Annotated in this window: 12 protein-coding genes; 2 read left to right on the top strand and 10 right to left on the bottom strand. The window is 71.5% G+C overall.

Features of this window, described 5'->3' with window-relative positions:
- Positions 1-234: 234 nt before the first annotated feature.
- From J5Y05_RS09075 to J5Y05_RS09050, 6 genes are all read right to left on the bottom strand, one after another.
- The gene (locus J5Y05_RS09075; RefSeq protein WP_210870147.1) at positions 235-1,101 is read right to left on the bottom strand and encodes an ABC transporter ATP-binding protein; all 867 of its coding nucleotides are present in this window, start codon (positions 1,099-1,101) and stop codon (positions 235-237) included.
- On the bottom strand, positions 1,098-2,150 hold the full coding sequence (locus J5Y05_RS09070; protein ID WP_210870145.1) for a FecCD family ABC transporter permease: 1,053 nt from the start codon (positions 2,148-2,150) through the stop codon (positions 1,098-1,100). The genes J5Y05_RS09075 and J5Y05_RS09070 overlap by 4 nt, the downstream gene beginning before the upstream one ends.
- Positions 2,147-3,130, bottom strand: coding sequence for a FecCD family ABC transporter permease (locus tag J5Y05_RS09065; protein ID WP_372450477.1), 984 nt, complete (start codon positions 3,128-3,130; stop codon positions 2,147-2,149). The genes J5Y05_RS09070 and J5Y05_RS09065 overlap by 4 nt, the downstream gene beginning before the upstream one ends.
- Positions 3,131-3,186: 56 nt before the next feature.
- Positions 3,187-4,227, bottom strand: coding sequence for an iron-siderophore ABC transporter substrate-binding protein (locus J5Y05_RS09060; protein ID WP_210870143.1), 1,041 nt, complete (start codon positions 4,225-4,227; stop codon positions 3,187-3,189).
- Between the two features lie 231 nt (positions 4,228-4,458).
- Complete coding sequence (locus J5Y05_RS09055) at positions 4,459-5,229, bottom strand: helix-turn-helix transcriptional regulator (RefSeq protein WP_210870141.1); 771 nt, start codon at positions 5,227-5,229, stop codon at positions 4,459-4,461.
- A gap of 61 nt (positions 5,230-5,290) precedes the next feature.
- Positions 5,291-5,902, bottom strand: a complete 612-nt coding sequence (locus J5Y05_RS09050) for a TetR/AcrR family transcriptional regulator (protein ID WP_210870139.1) — start codon at positions 5,900-5,902, stop codon at positions 5,291-5,293.
- Positions 5,903-6,144: 242 nt separating this feature from the next.
- On the opposite strand from J5Y05_RS09050, the gene J5Y05_RS09045 reads away from it, so the two are divergent.
- On the top strand, positions 6,145-6,789 hold the full coding sequence (locus J5Y05_RS09045; protein WP_210870137.1) for an isochorismatase family protein: 645 nt from the start codon (positions 6,145-6,147) through the stop codon (positions 6,787-6,789).
- 30 nt (positions 6,790-6,819) lie between these two features.
- Here J5Y05_RS09045 and J5Y05_RS09040 read toward each other — a convergent pair whose 3' ends face one another.
- Complete coding sequence (locus J5Y05_RS09040) at positions 6,820-7,389, bottom strand: TetR/AcrR family transcriptional regulator (protein WP_210870135.1); 570 nt, start codon at positions 7,387-7,389, stop codon at positions 6,820-6,822.
- 181 nt (positions 7,390-7,570) lie between these two features.
- Here J5Y05_RS09040 and J5Y05_RS09035 point away from each other — a divergent pair, with 181 nt between their 5' ends.
- Positions 7,571-8,989, top strand: coding sequence for a DHA2 family efflux MFS transporter permease subunit (locus tag J5Y05_RS09035; RefSeq protein WP_210871393.1), 1,419 nt, complete (start codon positions 7,571-7,573; stop codon positions 8,987-8,989).
- A gap of 198 nt (positions 8,990-9,187) precedes the next feature.
- Here the strand turns inward: J5Y05_RS09035 and J5Y05_RS09030 are convergent, their stop codons facing one another.
- The 3 genes from J5Y05_RS09030 to J5Y05_RS09020 form a co-directional block, all read right to left on the bottom strand.
- Complete coding sequence (locus tag J5Y05_RS09030; protein WP_210870133.1) at positions 9,188-10,765, bottom strand: hypothetical protein; 1,578 nt, start codon at positions 10,763-10,765, stop codon at positions 9,188-9,190.
- A gap of 297 nt (positions 10,766-11,062) precedes the next feature.
- Positions 11,063-14,203 (bottom strand): hypothetical protein, encoded by a 3,141-nt coding sequence (locus tag J5Y05_RS09025; RefSeq protein WP_210870131.1) that lies wholly within the window; start codon positions 14,201-14,203, stop codon positions 11,063-11,065.
- Between the two features lie 2 nt (positions 14,204-14,205).
- Positions 14,206-15,117 carry a hypothetical protein gene (locus J5Y05_RS09020; protein ID WP_210870129.1) on the bottom strand — a complete coding sequence of 304 codons (912 nt, stop codon included), beginning with the start codon at positions 15,115-15,117 and terminating at the stop codon, positions 14,206-14,208.
- Position 15,118 lies beyond the last annotated feature (1 nt).

Raw genomic sequence — 15,118 nt, 5'->3', positions numbered from 1 at the left:
CAGCAGACTGCCGCCGGCGCTCGAAGGCCCATAGGGAAGAAGACGCAGCACCGCGAGCAGAGCCGGCCGCGGTGGTGGAAGCGACACGGAAGCGGACGCGGAATCCGGTGCCGGGGGCGCCCGCGGTGCCCGGCACGGCGGCGCGCACGCGGACGGCGTGGAAGGGTGCCTGAGGCACGGCGGCCGTCACCGGCACCCCACGCGTGGCCGGCGCCGGGGGTACCGGTGCCGGGCTCAGCGGACGGTGCCCGAGGGGAGCGGCGCCGTCGGGGTCCAGGGGGCCTGCGTCCCGGTGGACGGGGGGCGGGAGTGGTGGCGGCCGATGGGGAGGACCAGGGGTTTGCCGGAGAGCGGGTCCTCGATGACCTGGCTCTCCATGCCGTACAGGGCCCGGACGGTGTCCTCGGTCATCACCTCCTCGGGCGTTCCCGCCGCGTGGAGGCCCCCGGACGCCAGGGCGATCAGCCGGTCCGCGTAGCGGGCGGCGAGGTTGAGGTCGTGCAGGACCATGACGATCGTGGTGCCGCGGTCCCGGTTGAGGTCGGTCAGCAGGTCGAGGACCTCGACCTGGTGGCTGATGTCGAGGAACGTGGTGGGCTCGTCGAGGAGGAGCAGGTCCGTCTGCTGGGCGAGGGCCATGGCGATCCACACCCGCTGGCGCTGGCCGCCGGAGAGTTCGTCGACGGCCCGGTCGGCCAGGTCGGCCGTCCGCGTGGCCTCCAGCGCGGCGGCGACGGCGAGGTCGTCCCGCGCCGTCCAGCGGGAGAAGGCCCGTTGGTGGGGGTGGCGGCCCCGGCCGACGAGGTCCAGCACCGTGATGCCCTCGGGGCTGACCGGTGACTGCGGCAACAGGCCCAGGGTGCAGGCGAGTTGCTTGGCCGGTGTGCGGTGCACCTCCTTGCCGTCCAGGACGACCCGGCCCGAACGCGGGGCCAGCAGCCGGGACATCGAGCGCAGCAGGGTCGACTTGCCGCAGGCGTTCGCGCCGACGATCACGGTGATCCGGCCGGCCGCCAGCTCCAGGTCGAGGTTCTCGATGACGGCACGGTCGCCGTAGCCGAGCGTGAGGTCCTCGGTGGCGAGGGAGTGGGACGCGGTCACAGTGAGCCTCCGGCCCGGTTGGTGCGGACGATCAGGTAGACGAGGTAGGGCGCCCCGAGGACGCCGGTGACGACGCCCACCGGGTAGCGGGTGTCGAAGGCGTACTGGCCCGTGAAGTCGGCGGCCAGCACCAGCAGGGAGCCGACCAGGGCCGAGGGGATCAGCAGGGAGCCGCCGGTTCCGGTCAGCCGGGCGGCGATCGGCCCGGAGAGGAACGCGACGAAGGCGATGGGGCCGGCGGCGGCCGTGGCGAAGGCGATCAGTGCGACGGCCGCGACGATGACCACGATGCGGGTGCGTTCGACCCGGACGCCCAGGGCGGACGCCGTGTCGTCGCCCAGTTGGAGCGCGGTGAGGTTGCGGGCCTGCGAGAGCAGGACGGGGCCGAGCACCAGTACGGCGAGCACGGTGGGCACGGTCTGGTCCCATGTGGTGCCGTTGAGGCTGCCGGTGAGCCAGCGCATCGCTTCCTGGAGGTCCCACTCCGCCGCCTGCGACAGGACGTAGGAGGTGACGCTGTCGAGCAGGGCGGAGATGCCGATCCCGATGAGGATGAGCCGGGTGCCGGCCACCCCGTCGCGGAACGCGAGGGTGTACACCAGCAGCGCCACCCCGAGCGCGGCGGCGATCGCCAGGGCCGACACCGAGGTCTCCCCCAGCGACAGGGTGACGATGGCGATGGCCGCCGCGGCGCTCGCCCCCGAGCTGATACCGATGACGTCGGGGCTGGCGAGCGGATTACGGAGCATCGTCTGGAAGGTGACGCCGGCCATGCCGAAGCTGAGGCCCGCGGTCAGCGCGAGCACCGCCCGCGGCAGCCGCAGCCTGCCGACGGTGAACGACGCGCCCGGGACCTCCTCGCCCGTGATCACGCGCAGCACGTCGCGGGCGGGGTAGAAGGTGTGCCCGGCCATGAGGGAGGTGACGAACGCGGCGACGACGAGCAGCAGGAGCGTCAGGAGGATCAGCCGGCGCCGGCGGGAGCGGCGGACCCGGCCGCGGGTGACCGTCCGCAGCGTGGACGAGCCGGTGACGGCGGGGGCGCTCACAGGGACCTGACCTTCTGCCGGCGGACGATGTGGATGAAGAAGGGGGCGCCGATGATCGCGGTCAGGATGCCCACGTCGATCTCGGCGGGGCGGGCCACGACCCGTCCCACCACGTCCGCGGCGGTCAGGAGCGCGGCGCCGCCCAGGGCGGAGAACGGCAGCAGCCAGCGGTGGTCGATGCCGATCAGCAGCCGGCAGGCGTGCGGGACCACCAGGCCGACGAAGGTGATCGGGCCGGCGACGGCGGTGGACGCGCCGCAGAGCATGACCGCCCCGAGCGCGGCCGTGGCACGGACGAAGGCCACGCGTTCGCCGAGCCCTGCGGCCAGTTCGTCGCCCAGCGCGAGCGAGTTGAGGGCGCGGGAGCAGGCGAGGCAGATCAGGAAACCGGCGAGGAGGTACGGCAGGACGGTGCCGAGCTGTGCGTACGAGGCGCCCCCGACACCGCCGATCTGCCACAGCCGGAAGGTGCCGGAGATGTCGTTGCGGGGCAGCACCACGGCGCTGACCAGGGAGGCGAGCGCGGCCGAGATGGCGGCACCGGCGAGGGCGAGCTTCAGCGGGGTGGCTCCGCCGCGCCCGAGGGAGCCGACGGCGTACACGAACCCGGCCGTCAGCGCCGCGCCGAGCATGGCCACCCAGATGTATCCGGACGCCGAGGCGAGGCCGAAGTAGGCGATCGCGGTGACCACGGCGAGCGAGGCGCCCATGTTGACGCCGAGGATGCCGGGGTCGGCCAGCGGGTTGCGGGTCACGCCCTGCATGACCGCGCCGGAGAGTCCCAGCGCGCCGCCCACCGCGACGGCGAGGAGGGTGCGCGGTATCCGCTTGGTGACCGCGGCCTCTTCCAGCGTGTGGGCGGCGCCGCCGAGCGCCGACCACACGTCGGAGGCGGCGACGTCGCGGGAGCCGAACGCCAGCGAGCAGGCCATGAGGACGAGGAGGAGGACGGCGAGCACGGCGAGCCAGGTGACGCGCACGCGCGCCGGCCGTCCTGGCAGGACGGGGTCCGGCGCGCGCGGGGTGTCGGTGAGCCTCACTTGACCTTGTCCGCGGCCTCGGCGAGCGCCTTCACGTAGTCGTCCAGGACGTACGGGATGGAGAGCGGGGTCGGGTTCGCGGCGGTCGCCAGGGGGGTGCTGCCTGGCAGCAGGTAGAGGGAGCCGCGCTCGACGGCCGCCAGCTTCGAGGTGAGCGGGTCCTTCTGGAGCGCCTTGAGGAGTTCGCCCTTCTCGTCGCCGTAGCCGGTGATGATGTCGACGTCGTTGAAGTCGTCGATGCGCTCGGCGCTCTTGGTGAGCACGAACTTCTTGGTCTTCTCGGACGGTGCGGAGATGCTGGCCGGGATCTTCATGCCGAGGTCGGTGAAGAACTGGGTCCGGGTGTCGTGCGTGGTGTAGAAGCCGACCTCGCTGACGTCCTTGGACGAGACGTGCGTCATGAACATCGCCGTCTTGCCCTTGAGCTGCGGGTACTTGGCGACGGCCTCGCCGATCCGGCCTTCGAGGTCGCCGATCAGCTTGTCACCCTCGTCGGCCAGTCCGATGGCCTTGCTGTTGAGCCGGATGATGTCGCGCCACGGGGTGGCCCAGGCGGCTTCCGGGTAGGCGACGACGGGCGCGATCCGGCTGAGCGTCTCGTAGTCCTGCTTCGTCAGCCCGGAGTACGAGGCGAGGATGACGTCCGGCTTGGTGTCGGCGACGGCCTCGAAGTCGATTCCGTCGGTCTCGTCGAACAGGACGGGCGTCTTGGCACCGAGTTCCTGGAGGCGCTCCTCCGTCCAGGGCAGCACCCCGTCCCCGTCGTCGTCGCCGAAGTTGGCCTTGGCCATGCCGACGGGGACGACGCCCAGGGCGAGCGGCACCTCGTCGTTGGCCCAGTTCACCGTGGCGACGCGCTGGGGCTTCTCGGGGATGACGGTGGTCCCGAGCGCGTGCTCGATCGTCACGGGGAACCGTCCCGAGCCGGCGTCGGCGGCCTTGCCGCCGTCCTCGTCCCCGGACTCGCCGCCGCAGGCGGTGAGTCCGAGCAGGAGGGCAGCCGCGAGGGCGAGTACACGAAGGCGTGGCGTTCTCATCGACCCTTGGTCCATTTCCGGTCGGGGGTGCCGGGGCCGCCCTCACGTCCGGACGGTGACACGGGTCGTGGAGCGGGGCACCCACCTTGAAAGCAGCAGGTTAGGTAAGGCTTGCCTGCACAGCGTAGGGAGTGGCTGTGCGGAGAGCAATCGAGCCTTTGTGACACCACTTGTAGCGATCGGGACATCACCGCGTCGTGGCCCCGCCCGCCTCGCGGCGCCGGGCACGGATCAGGGCAGCCGGAACCGGCCCGGCGTCGTCCCGGTCGTCCGCCGGAACGCCGCTCCGAAGGCGCTCGCCGACCGGTAGCCGACCGCCTCGGCCACGTCGTCGACCTCGGTCCCCTGGACGAGCAACTGCACCGCCCGCTGGGCGCGCACCGCGGCGACCCAGCGCGCGAAACTGGTCCCCGCCTCGACCCGGAAGGCCCGGGTCAGCGTGCGCGGACTGCACCCGAGCAGGGCCGCCCAGCCCGCCAGGGTCCGCTGGTCGGAGGGGTCGGCCCGGACGGCGTCCACGATCGGGCGCAGCAGGTCGGAGGTGGGCAACTGCACCAGCAGGGCCCGCTGCGAGGGGCGCAGCACGTCGAGGACCATCGCCTCCGTCACGGCCCGGGACTCCGGGGACAGGCCCTTCTCCTCCAGCCGCTCCAGGAGCAGTTGGAGCAGGGGGGTGATCTCCACGGCCACGGGCGCGTCCGGGAGCGCCGACGTGGTGCCGTACCGGAAGAAGTGGGCGCGGAAGGAGGTGCCCGCGATCGCGGAGGCGGAGTGCGCCTGCCCGGCGGGCATCCACAGACCCAGCGTGGGGGTGATGCACCAGACCTGACGGCCCACCACCGCCGTGGACGCCCCGCGCTCGTTCCACAGCAGTTCGTGCCAGGGGTGGGAGTGCTCGTCCCACGACGTGTCCTCGGTGAGGACTTCCTCGTAACTCTTGATCACGAAGGGGACGTCCACCTCACCCGCGGCGAAGGACGGCAGGGTTCTTCTGACACGCATACGCCCAGGCTAACCGCGCCGGGCGCCGGGCCCCCGAGGGCCGTCGGCCGGCCGGGCCGGGTCAGGGGAGGAGGATGCCGCGCAGGTTCGGGGTGAGGTGCCGGACCAGTTCGTCGTCCGACATCTCGGCCAGCGAGCCGCTCTTGAGCACGTACCGGGAGAAGGTCACCCCGATGAGGTAGGCGCCCACCGACGCGACCCGCTGGTCGATGTCGGGGCCCGGAATCACCTGCCGGTACATCTCCAGGCTCTCCTCCTGCATCACGGCGAACAGCCTCTCGGCGGCACCCTCTCCCGAGGCCACGGCCCGGATCAGGGCGACGAAGGGATCGCAGCCCCCGCTCCGCGACATGCGCCGGACGTAGGACCGTGCCACCCGCGTCGGCAGCGACCGGGGGTCGCCGGCGATCTCGGCCATCAGGTTGTGGGAGCTGGGGACGGAGGCGAGGAAGAGCCGTTCCTTCGAGCCGAAATGACGGATCACCAGGCCGTGCGTGACTCCGGCGCGGCGTGCCACCTCGCGGATGGTCGCCTTGGCGAAGCCCTGCTCGGCGAAGGTGGCGCGAGCCGCTTCGACGATGGCCGCACGACGCGCCTCCGGATCTCGGGTCCGCTTCTTCGCGGGGTGCGGTACGTCCTCGTCGGCCGTGGCCTCTGCCTGGGATGCCTCCATGAGATCAGTATACGTACGGTCATTAACCGCCCGTTTCCCCGAACGGCGTCGAGGCGACCCTCAGGAGGAGCATTCGGCCATTCCTCCTGGTGATGCGAGGTCCGCGTGCCGCTGGACCGCCGCGCGGCCAGTAACCATGTGGACACCGACCCGACGGGATCGTAAGGTCTTAGTGACCACTTGGTCACTAGCACGGCAGGCGGGGCGCTCCGTCTGCCGCCACCTCCTCCGGAAGGGCACCCATGACTCCCGAGCCCCTCACCCCGGCCGACACCACCGTCGTCCTCGTCGACTACGCCGTCGGATTCGCCAACCTCATCGGCTCCCACGACCTGGCGCACCACATCAACAACGCGGTCGGCCTGGCGAAGACGGCGAAGTGGTACGAGAGCGGACTGGTGGTCACCAACGGGCGGTCCAGCAAGCCGTCCGGCCCGCTCTACCCCGAACTGCTCCAGGCCCTCGGTGACCATCCGGTCATCGAGCGGGCGACCGGCTTCGACTCCTTCCTGGACGAGCGGTTCGCCGAGGCGGTCCGCGCCGAAGGCAGGCGGAACCTGGTGATCGGCGGCATCGCCACCGACGGCTGCGTGCTCCAGACCGTGCTCGGCGGGCTGCGTGCCGGCTACCGCGTCCACGTGGTCGTCGACGCCTCCGCCGGACTCTCGGCGGAGACGCACGACGCGGCGATCCAGCGCATGGTCCAGGCCGGCGCCGTCCCGGTCACGTGGTTCTCCCTCGCCGCCGAGTTCCAGCTCGACCCCCGGTTCCAGGACGCCCCGCACCGGATGCGGCTGATGCGGGAGCACGTGCCCGCCATGGCCATGAGCGCCGCGTCGTTCGCCAACGCCCTGGAACCGGGCGGGAAGGCCGGCCGGCCCGCCTGACCCGGCGGCGGGCCCGGCGCGGGCGGACCGTCAGCGCACCAGGGGGAGGAAGATCGTGTCGACGATCTCCTCCAGGACGTGCTCGGGCACCGGGGCGAACGTCGAGAGGATCTCGTGGCGCAGCAGGACGAAGGGGAGGGTCTTGATGCGCTCGGTGAGCAGCTCCGGCTTGATCTCGCCGCGGTCGACGGCACGCTCGAAGAGGCCGTCGAGCGCTGCCGTGCGGCCCGTCACGACGGGATCGAAGAGGTCGCCGGGGCCCCTCCCCGTCTCCCGGTAGTAGCTGGCCAGGTGCGCGTACATGACGGTGACCAGGCGGACGTGGGTCGTGCCGATCTCCCGCATGAGGGTCAGGACGTCCTCCCGCAGGCTTCCCGTGTCGGGAACGGCGGGGCGGGACTCCCTGAGGACGTGCACGATGGTCGCCCGGACGAGTTCGTCGCGGTCGGCCCAGCGCCGGTAGAGCACGGGAGGGCTGGTGCCCGCGCGCTTGACGACGGCGTCCATGGTGAATCTGGCGTAACCGCTGTCGGTCAGCTCGTCCCAGGCCGCGTCGAGGAGTGCCTTCTCCAGTGCCGCCCCGCGGCGCCGCTGAGTCATCGCCCGCCTTCCCTGACGTAGATAGAGTTGCCTTTCTTACTGTACCGGGCCTACCGTGAGGAGATAAGGAAGAGCCCTCTATCTTAAGGTGCTGACCGTGAGCACTCCCCGCCAGGCCGGGCCCACCCCCTCCGACCCCACCCCCGCAGATCCCGGGCGCGTCGACCCTGCCGTGTGGCGCATGGCGATCACCCTTGTCGTCGGGGCCCTCGGCGTCGTCTTCGACACCACCATCATCAGCGTCGCCCTGAACGATCTGACCCAGGACCTCGACGCCCCGCTGTCGACCATCCAATGGGTCGGCACCGGCTACATGCTGGCCGTCTTCCTCACCATCCCGCTCGCCGGATGGGCCCAGTCGCGGATCGGCGGCCGGCGCCTGTGGATCACGGCCCTGGGCGGGTTCCTCGTCTGTTCGAGCCTGAGCGCCCTGGCCTGGAACGCCGGCAGCCTCATCGTCTTCCGCCTCGGCCAGGGCCTCGCGGGCGGCATCATGATGCCGCTGATGTACACCCTGCTCATGCAGGCCGCCAAGGGCCGCGACATCGGCAAGGTCATGGCCGTCATCACCGTGCCCACGGCACTCGGCCCGGTCCTCGGCCCGGTCCTGGGCGGTCTCATCCTCCACCTGGCCGACTGGCGCTGGCTGTTCGTCGTCAACATCCCCTTCTGCCTCCTCCGCATCCGGCTCGCCCGGCGTGAGCTGCCCGACGACCGGCCCGCTCCCGGCCGCCCCCGCGCTCGCCTGGACGTCGTCGGCCTGCTCCTGCTCTCCCCCGGTTCCGCGGCCCTCCTCTACGGCCTCTCCCGGGTCGACGGCACCACCGGCTTCGCCGACGTCCGGGTCCTCGTTCCCCTGCTCGCCGGCCTGGCCCTGATCGGGGGCTTCACCGTCCGGGCGCTCACCCGGGACACCGGCGCCCTGGTCGACGTGCGCATGTTCCGGCACCGCTCGGTGGCCGGGTCCTCCACGCTGCTCTTCCTGGGCGGCATCTCCCTGTTCGGGTCGATGATGCTGCTGCCCCTGTACTTCCAGTCGGTTCGCGGCGCGACCCCGCTCGGCGCCGGATTGCTGCTCATCCCCCAAGGCGTCGGCGCCCTCGCCGCCCGCGGCCTGGCAGGCAGGTACATGGACCGCGTCGGCCCGCGTGCGGTGGCTCTCGTGGCCTTCGCCTTCGTCGCCGTCTCCACCGTGCCGTTCGCCTTCGTCACCGCGGACACCAGCGAACTCCTGCTCATGGCCGCGCTGTTCGTCCGTGGCGTCGCCCTGGGCGCCGCCATGATCGCGCCCATGGGTGCCGCCTTCGTCGGACTGGCGCACGAGGAGATCCCTGACGCCGGCATGATCACGCGCGTCGCCCAGCAGATCGGCGGCGCGGTGGGGGTCGCCGTCCTCCTCGTCGTCCTCCAGCGGAACATCGGCGCCGCCCACACCCCCAGCGCCCTGGCGACCGGCTTCGGCCACGCGTTCTGGTGGGCCGCGGCCCTCACCGCCTGCGCGGTCCCGCTCTGCCTCCTCCTGCCCGGCCTCCCCGAACCGGCGGCCCCCGCCGACGACACGGCGGAGAACAGCGAGAACACGGGCGCGACCGCGCGGTGAGCACGCGCCGCTCCACGTCATCCGACCGATCGCCCGACGGCGTCACCGTCGGTGACCACCCCTCCGCCTCCCCCGCCGGGTCCGCCCCGGGCCGCACATGCCCGTCCCCGCGTCCCGTCCACTCGGGCAACGGGCGATCATCGATCAACGCCGCATCGTGCCGGCCGTTGTTCGCCGCCACCGCGATGTGACACACCGTCAGTCCGGCATCTTCTTGATCTCGAACCAGCGGCCGGTGGGGACCTTTTCGAGCGCGGTCTTCTGGGGCGGGTCGCCCTTCTCCGGCGTCCACCACACCTTCTGCGTTCGATGAACGGACCCGGCACCACGATTGCGGCTTTCGTAGAGCGGCCAGAGGTTGGTTTCGTCGTCGGGGCCGTCGAAGGCCAAGTCCACGACGTGATCGATATCGGCCTTGTAGGCCAGGTCGCGGCCCAGCTCGATTCCCTCCGCTTCAAGCTCCCGCTTGAATCGACTCATCCCACTACCTCTCGACACACCTCCACGGTATCGAAATTTCATTCCCTCATGCGGCCAAAAATCGACCCCCATGGCAAGACCATTGTCGTACACGTGGTGCGGGAACATGGAGATTTTCTCCTGACGCCCGCGCACCGAAGGCCGAGTCAGATAGCGAGGATACCAGTCCGCCGATTTATACCAGACCATCAGAATAGCGCCACCCTTGGTTTTCCCGGTCCGTGAAATATCGTCCTCTGCGTCACGCTTCTTCACCGCCAGGGCTCCGAGTCTTTTCGCCACCGGAATATTTCGTCCGCCCTTCTTCAGCCCGCCGCCGAACAGGTCCGCGGCGGCACCGGCGGGGAGCCGGATATTGCGGCCCAGGATTTCCATGGGGGAGCCCTTGGCGAAGGTGAAAGCACCCTCCGCACCGATCACCGTGTCCATATCAAAAAGGTGGAAGGTCGGCGTGGTGTACTCGCCATCGAACAACGACGGTCCACGGCCGGCCGACTCCTCCATGATGTTGAGCAGCGAGCCCACAAGTTTCAGCCGTGCCTCGGCCTCAAGACTCAACGCCAGCGAGGCTGAAGGATTCAGCGTGAACACACTGCGTACCAGCTTGCCGTCACGGAAGCGCAGGGTGATACCGCCGGACATACCGAACGATGCGGCGGCGGTCACATACATGACCGTCTGCAGTTCGACACTGGCCTTGGCCAGCCATTCGAAACCGGTGAGAGCGAAGGACAGCCTCACGAACGGGGTGTAACGCAGGCCGACCTTGCCCGACAGTCGGCTTTCCTTGAGCTGGGCGGTCACATCGAAGTCGCCATGGAAGAGATCGTACAGAGATTCGCCGATGTTTCCGGCGAGTGCGCCGCCCGCCTCGGCTCCTCGTTTGGCGCCGACGCCTGCCCCGATGACCCTGCCGCCAAGAACTCCCGCCGGCCCCAGAAGTGCCCCGGCGACCGTGCCCACGGCGCCGCCCAGGGTCATCCCGGCGAGTCCGCCGGCAATGCCGCCGGCAGCGGCGGCGAAAGCGCCCACACGTGTCCGGCTCTCGGCTGACTCGGCCTCATCGGCCCGATTCCTGGCCACTTCTTCGGCACTGATCCAACCGATGACCGGATCGAGGGTGAGGGTCGGCTGGATGAGCATGATCGGATTGTGGGAACCGATGGTGGCGGTCGCCGAGACGAACTCGCCGACCGGAATCTCAGGAGTCTTGATCTGCCCTTCGCCCAGCCCGAACTCACTGAAGTCACCGATCTCGAAAGCGATCTGGCGTCCCGACGAGAAGACCACCTCCATGCCGCCCTCCCTCGGAAGTTCCACCGGGGCGCTCTCACCCGCTGTCGCCGCTCCTTCGGGCACCGGTGGCGATGGCGGCGCGCTTCCCGCCGCCGGCCGCGGGGCTCGCGCCGCTTGCACGGCGAGTTCACCCACCGAGGCGGGGGTGTTGACGCCGGTCCGAGGTCCGCCCGCTGCGTCGGTACTCCGCTCCGAGGCAGGCCGGGACTGCCTCGCCGGCGCAGTGGACTCGGCCTGGTGATCGGCGTCGGACGTGGCGCCCATGCGCTCATCCGCCCTGGACGACGTAGTGGAGGGTCACGATGGCCCGCCCCTCTTCCGAAGCCAGGGCAACCCGCTGCACCCATTGCCTGCCAGGCGACAGCCGAGGATCAGGATCGCCTGCCGCTCGTCCGAAGCCAGGGCAACGTGCGCGATGCGCTGCCCGTCGAGCGAGAGCCGAGGCGGAGCGGCCTGGGCCGTGACCCCGGTGACGAACTCCCCGGCCGCCCTGATCAGCAGACGTTCGGTCTCGGGATCGGACCCGGACCACTCCGGGTCGATCCACAGCACCGGGGAGAAGCCCTCGACGATCCGGCGCCTGACGGCCCGGTTGGTCGCGTCCAGCGTTGTCCCGAAGGTCTCCTGGTCGAGGCTTCCGTCCGCGATCCGGACCGTGCCGAGCGTCGTGGCCATACGTTCGACCGCGTCGAGATCCTCATCGCGTACGGCTTCCCCGGGCTCCCGGTCCGAGGCATCCCCCAGCGCGACGACCTGAAGGAGGCCGGTCTTCACGGGCCTGGACGGATAGGCGATGAGGAAGACGCTGCCGTCGGTGCCCGGTTCGAGCAGGCCGGACGGCACGGCGGCCGGGGCGATCTCCGCCCCCGGAGCGAGGACGGCGGCGGGTGGCAGCGCCACGGCGACAGCGGCCGCTCGCTCCTTGCCGGCCGGCATCGGCCCGCAGGCCCCGAAGCCGACGTGACGGATCGCCGTCGGGGACCCGGTGCCGGTGTAACTGCCCCGCAGTTCTCCGGGGGTACGCAGGCGTGCCGTGCCGCCGTCGAACCGGACCGCGCGCACCCGTCTCCAGGGGAGTTCCGCGGCATTGCGTCCGTCCAGGAGTGCCGCCCACTCCGAGGCCATGTCGCGGTGGTCCGCGGCGGCCACCCAGACGACCACCTCGGCGGCGGCCGGCGGAGCAGCCGACGGCGGCTCGACTCGGCGGCGCCGGAAGGCCACCCAGTCCCGGGTCGCGGTGAGGACGGGTGCGCCACCCTCGGTGCCGGACGCTCCGAACAGGTCGGCGCGGGCCCGGTCGTAGAACTCGGCCTCCGCGGTCCGGGCGCCGCGGAGCAGGCCCAAGGACAGCTCGGCGAGCAGTCGCAGCGGGTTGTCCGGCCCGAGGACGTCCGGGTCCCTCAGGAACTCGGCGATGAACTCGTCGTCGGGGGTCGCGCACACCACCGAGCCGTCGTTCCTCAGCTCCAGCGTCATCGGCCGGTCACGTTCCGACCCGCGGATCTCGAACAGCCGGCCGTCGGGCCGCTCCCTGAGCTTCACCGTGACGTCGAACCGCACGGATCGCCCGGGGCCGGGCCGGTCACCGCGGTCGACGCCGAGCTGGCCCGCGAACCGGAACCTCCGGGCGGCCCCCGTGTCGACCGTGAACGGGGGCACCTCCACCCGGCCGAAGAGCTCGAAGAGGGCGGCTGCCGGGCCCCTGCCGTCGTCACCGTCGGGCGGGACCCGGTACGGCGCGTAGAGGTCGAGTTGCGCGGTGACGAGCGCGGTCTCTCCGGGCTGCAACCGCCACAGGTCGTGGTCACAGGCCAGCGCGCCCCGTACCGCGATCGGTCTGCCCTCCTTCTCGTCGAAAGCGGCGGCGAAGAGCCGGCGTCGGCCCGCGGATTCGGCGGCGAACCGTCCGGCCTCGTCGGCAAGGCGGCGGAGACGGTCCCGTCCGAGTTCCCTGTCGGTGGAGGGAGGGACGATGACGTGCGAGTGCTCGTGGATCGAAACGGCCTTCGCCAGGGTGTCGACGAAGTCGACGCCGTCCGGGTCGGTGGAGACCGTGCAGAAGCCGGCCGTGGCCAGCGTGAACCCCGGGGCGTACCGGGCCGGACGGCGCGCGACACCGTGGTAGGTCACCGACTGCTTGCCCCGGCCGAGGCGCATCTTGGCCACAAGGCCACGACCGGTCACCGGCCGCGCGGACGCGATCCGTCCGTCCGGCACCAGGACGTCGACGTCCGCTCGCGCCGACGGGTCGTCGATGCCGACGAGCAGCGAGATCCGGTCCCGGTGCCGGACCTCCTCCACTTCATGCGGCACCTGATCCGCCGGAACGGGCACAAAGCGCAGATCGACCCCGGGCCCCAGCAGCGAGCCGACCTGCCGGACGAGGTCGGCGGCCGGATCGACCGGCAGATAGCCCGCAGGCGGCAGCTCGACCAGCCCCGCGTCGACCAGAATCCGGCCCGCGTGCGACTCCGGCAGTCCGGCGGACGCCAGCCGGGCAAGCTGACACTGGAACTGCGCCATCTGGGCCGCGAAGACGCTCCGCGGGCGCATCGCCAGCCGGCCGTCGCCGTGGCGGCGTGCCGGGGATTCCAGCAGCTCCCTTCGCGCGGTCCAGACATCGACGAACGTCGTGGTCTGTCCGGACCGCCCCAGGACCGCCAGCGGCACCTCGCTGCCGGCCGGGCCGAGGGCGCCGCGGCACCACGTCGACGAGGCGAGGAAGGCGGCGGACATCGCGGGACCGGCCGCGGACCGTTCGTCGGCGAAGTACGCGGCGGCAACGCGTGAACGAAGGTGCCTCTCCTCCAGGAGTACCGCGGCGGAGGCGGGAAGCGGGCTGGTCAGGGTGAGGGGGCGCAGGCGGAGCGCGACCGCGTCGATCCGGTACGGGCGCCCGGTGCTCGTGGCGCATGCCTGCTCGCACGGTGCCCCGTACACCTCGATGGTGCCGCACAGTCCTTCGGCCCACGCGATGGTGAGCAGGTAGAGGGCGGTGCCCCCGACCGTATCGACCGGTGGGACCGAAGCGCTCGTCTCGCAGGGGGCGAACGAAGCTGCGCCGGGCCGGTCGGGCTCGGCGCTCGGGATCACGCCTCGGGTGGCGTCGAGCAGGTCGTCGACGGTCGCGGTCACAGAGGCGGGAAGCAGCAGCATCCGGCCGCCAGGGTCGATCGCCAGCCCTGGAGAGAGCGTGATGTCCTCCCCGGCGAGTGTGATGTCGAGCCCGTGGGCCACACCGGGGCCACCGGTGCGCCCGAGCGCGAACAGCAGTTCACGGCCCGCCTTCTGTTCCCGGGTGAGGTCGGTCCCGCGCAGGGGGCGCCCGTCGAAGAAGTTGAGCCGTGTCAGCGGGGTCGGAACGGGGATCACCACGTACGCGTCCACCTGGCGGGTGGGCACGACCGGGCCCGCGGCACCCGGCAGCAGTTCCGTCATGGTCAGGCACCTCCATGAACCATCGCGCCGGCGGAGGCCAGCTCAAGCAGGGTCGCCGTGTCCACGTGGGACGTTCGGGTCGCGACGTCGACCGTGCCGACGCCGGCGGTGGTGGTGCCGGCCTCGGTGACGATGCGGAGGTCGAGCAGATCGCCCAGGACAACGCCGGCGTCGCCGGTGCCGGGCAGGAGGACGGAGCCGTCCCCGTCGTCCAGGCCCCCGGGACGGTGATCGACCGTGTCCAGCGCGGCGCAGCGTCGCACCGCGTCCAGCCAGGCCCGGGACCGGCCGGCGTCGGACGCGGCCGTGACCTGGGCCCGCAGCGGGTCCACTTCCTGGCCGATCGCGGTGTCGATCTCGGCGTCGCCGGTGCCGGGCAGGCCGAAGAGCCGACGCAGTCGCGGGTACCGGCTGGTCCTCCCGGACCGGCCGGGGACCAGGAGGAGCTCGGTCGTCTCCCGCAGCCGGGAGTACGCGGTCTCCGCGTCGGCGCCGTCGCACGAGGAGGCCAGAGCGGGTACCGGCCGGGCCAGGCAGGCCCGGAACCGGGCCACCACGTGGGCATCGAAGGCGACACCGCCCGGGATCTCCCGGCTCTCCACCTCCTTGTCGTGTTCGGCGTACCACTGGGCGAGGTCGAGGCAGTTCAGGACCGGGAGGTACAGCTCGCGGCCGAGGTCGTCCAGGGCCAGTCCGGGGCTGATGCGCAGCTCACGACCGGGGCCGTCGACGCCGATGCCGAACCCCCAGACAACGCCTCCGCCGTGCAGCCAGGCGTTGTGCAGCCGCATCTTCGCCCACGGGTGACCGACCACCGCCTCCAGGTCGGCGACGCCGAGCAGCATCCCGAAGTGGGCGGCGAGAGAGGTGAACGGGTCGGCTGCCGGGAGGGTCACGCTCCGGTCGTCCCGCATG

It is taken from the genome of Streptomyces tagetis, assembly GCF_018069565.1.
Lineage (GTDB): Bacteria > Actinomycetota > Actinomycetes > Streptomycetales > Streptomycetaceae > Streptomyces > Streptomyces tagetis.
Note: the sequence above shows the minus strand (reverse complement) of the source record. Positions and strands in the feature narration are given on the sequence as shown.

Bases quoted from the DNA above. Each gene is read 5' to 3' on its own strand.
- J5Y05_RS09060 (WP_210870143.1), bottom strand. From the start codon at position 4,227: ATGAGAACGCCACGCCTTCGTGTACTCGCCCTCGCGGCTGCCCTCCTG.
- J5Y05_RS09055 (WP_210870141.1), bottom strand. From the start codon at position 5,229: ATGCGTGTCAGAAGAACCCTGCCGTCCTTCGCCGCGGGTGAGGTGGAC.
- J5Y05_RS09050 (WP_210870139.1), bottom strand. From the start codon at position 5,902: ATGGAGGCATCCCAGGCAGAGGCCACGGCCGACGAGGACGTACCGCAC.
- J5Y05_RS09045 (WP_210870137.1), top strand. From the start codon at position 6,145: ATGACTCCCGAGCCCCTCACCCCGGCCGACACCACCGTCGTCCTCGTC.
- J5Y05_RS09040 (WP_210870135.1), bottom strand. From the start codon at position 7,389: ATGACTCAGCGGCGCCGCGGGGCGGCACTGGAGAAGGCACTCCTCGAC.
- J5Y05_RS09035 (WP_210871393.1), top strand. From the start codon at position 7,571: ATGGCGATCACCCTTGTCGTCGGGGCCCTCGGCGTCGTCTTCGACACC.
- J5Y05_RS09030 (WP_210870133.1), bottom strand. From the start codon at position 10,765: ATGGAGGTGGTCTTCTCGTCGGGACGCCAGATCGCTTTCGAGATCGGT.
- J5Y05_RS09025 (WP_210870131.1), bottom strand. From the start codon at position 14,203: ATGACGGAACTGCTGCCGGGTGCCGCGGGCCCGGTCGTGCCCACCCGC.
- J5Y05_RS09020 (WP_210870129.1), bottom strand. From the start codon at position 15,117: ATGCGGGACGACCGGAGCGTGACCCTCCCGGCAGCCGACCCGTTCACC.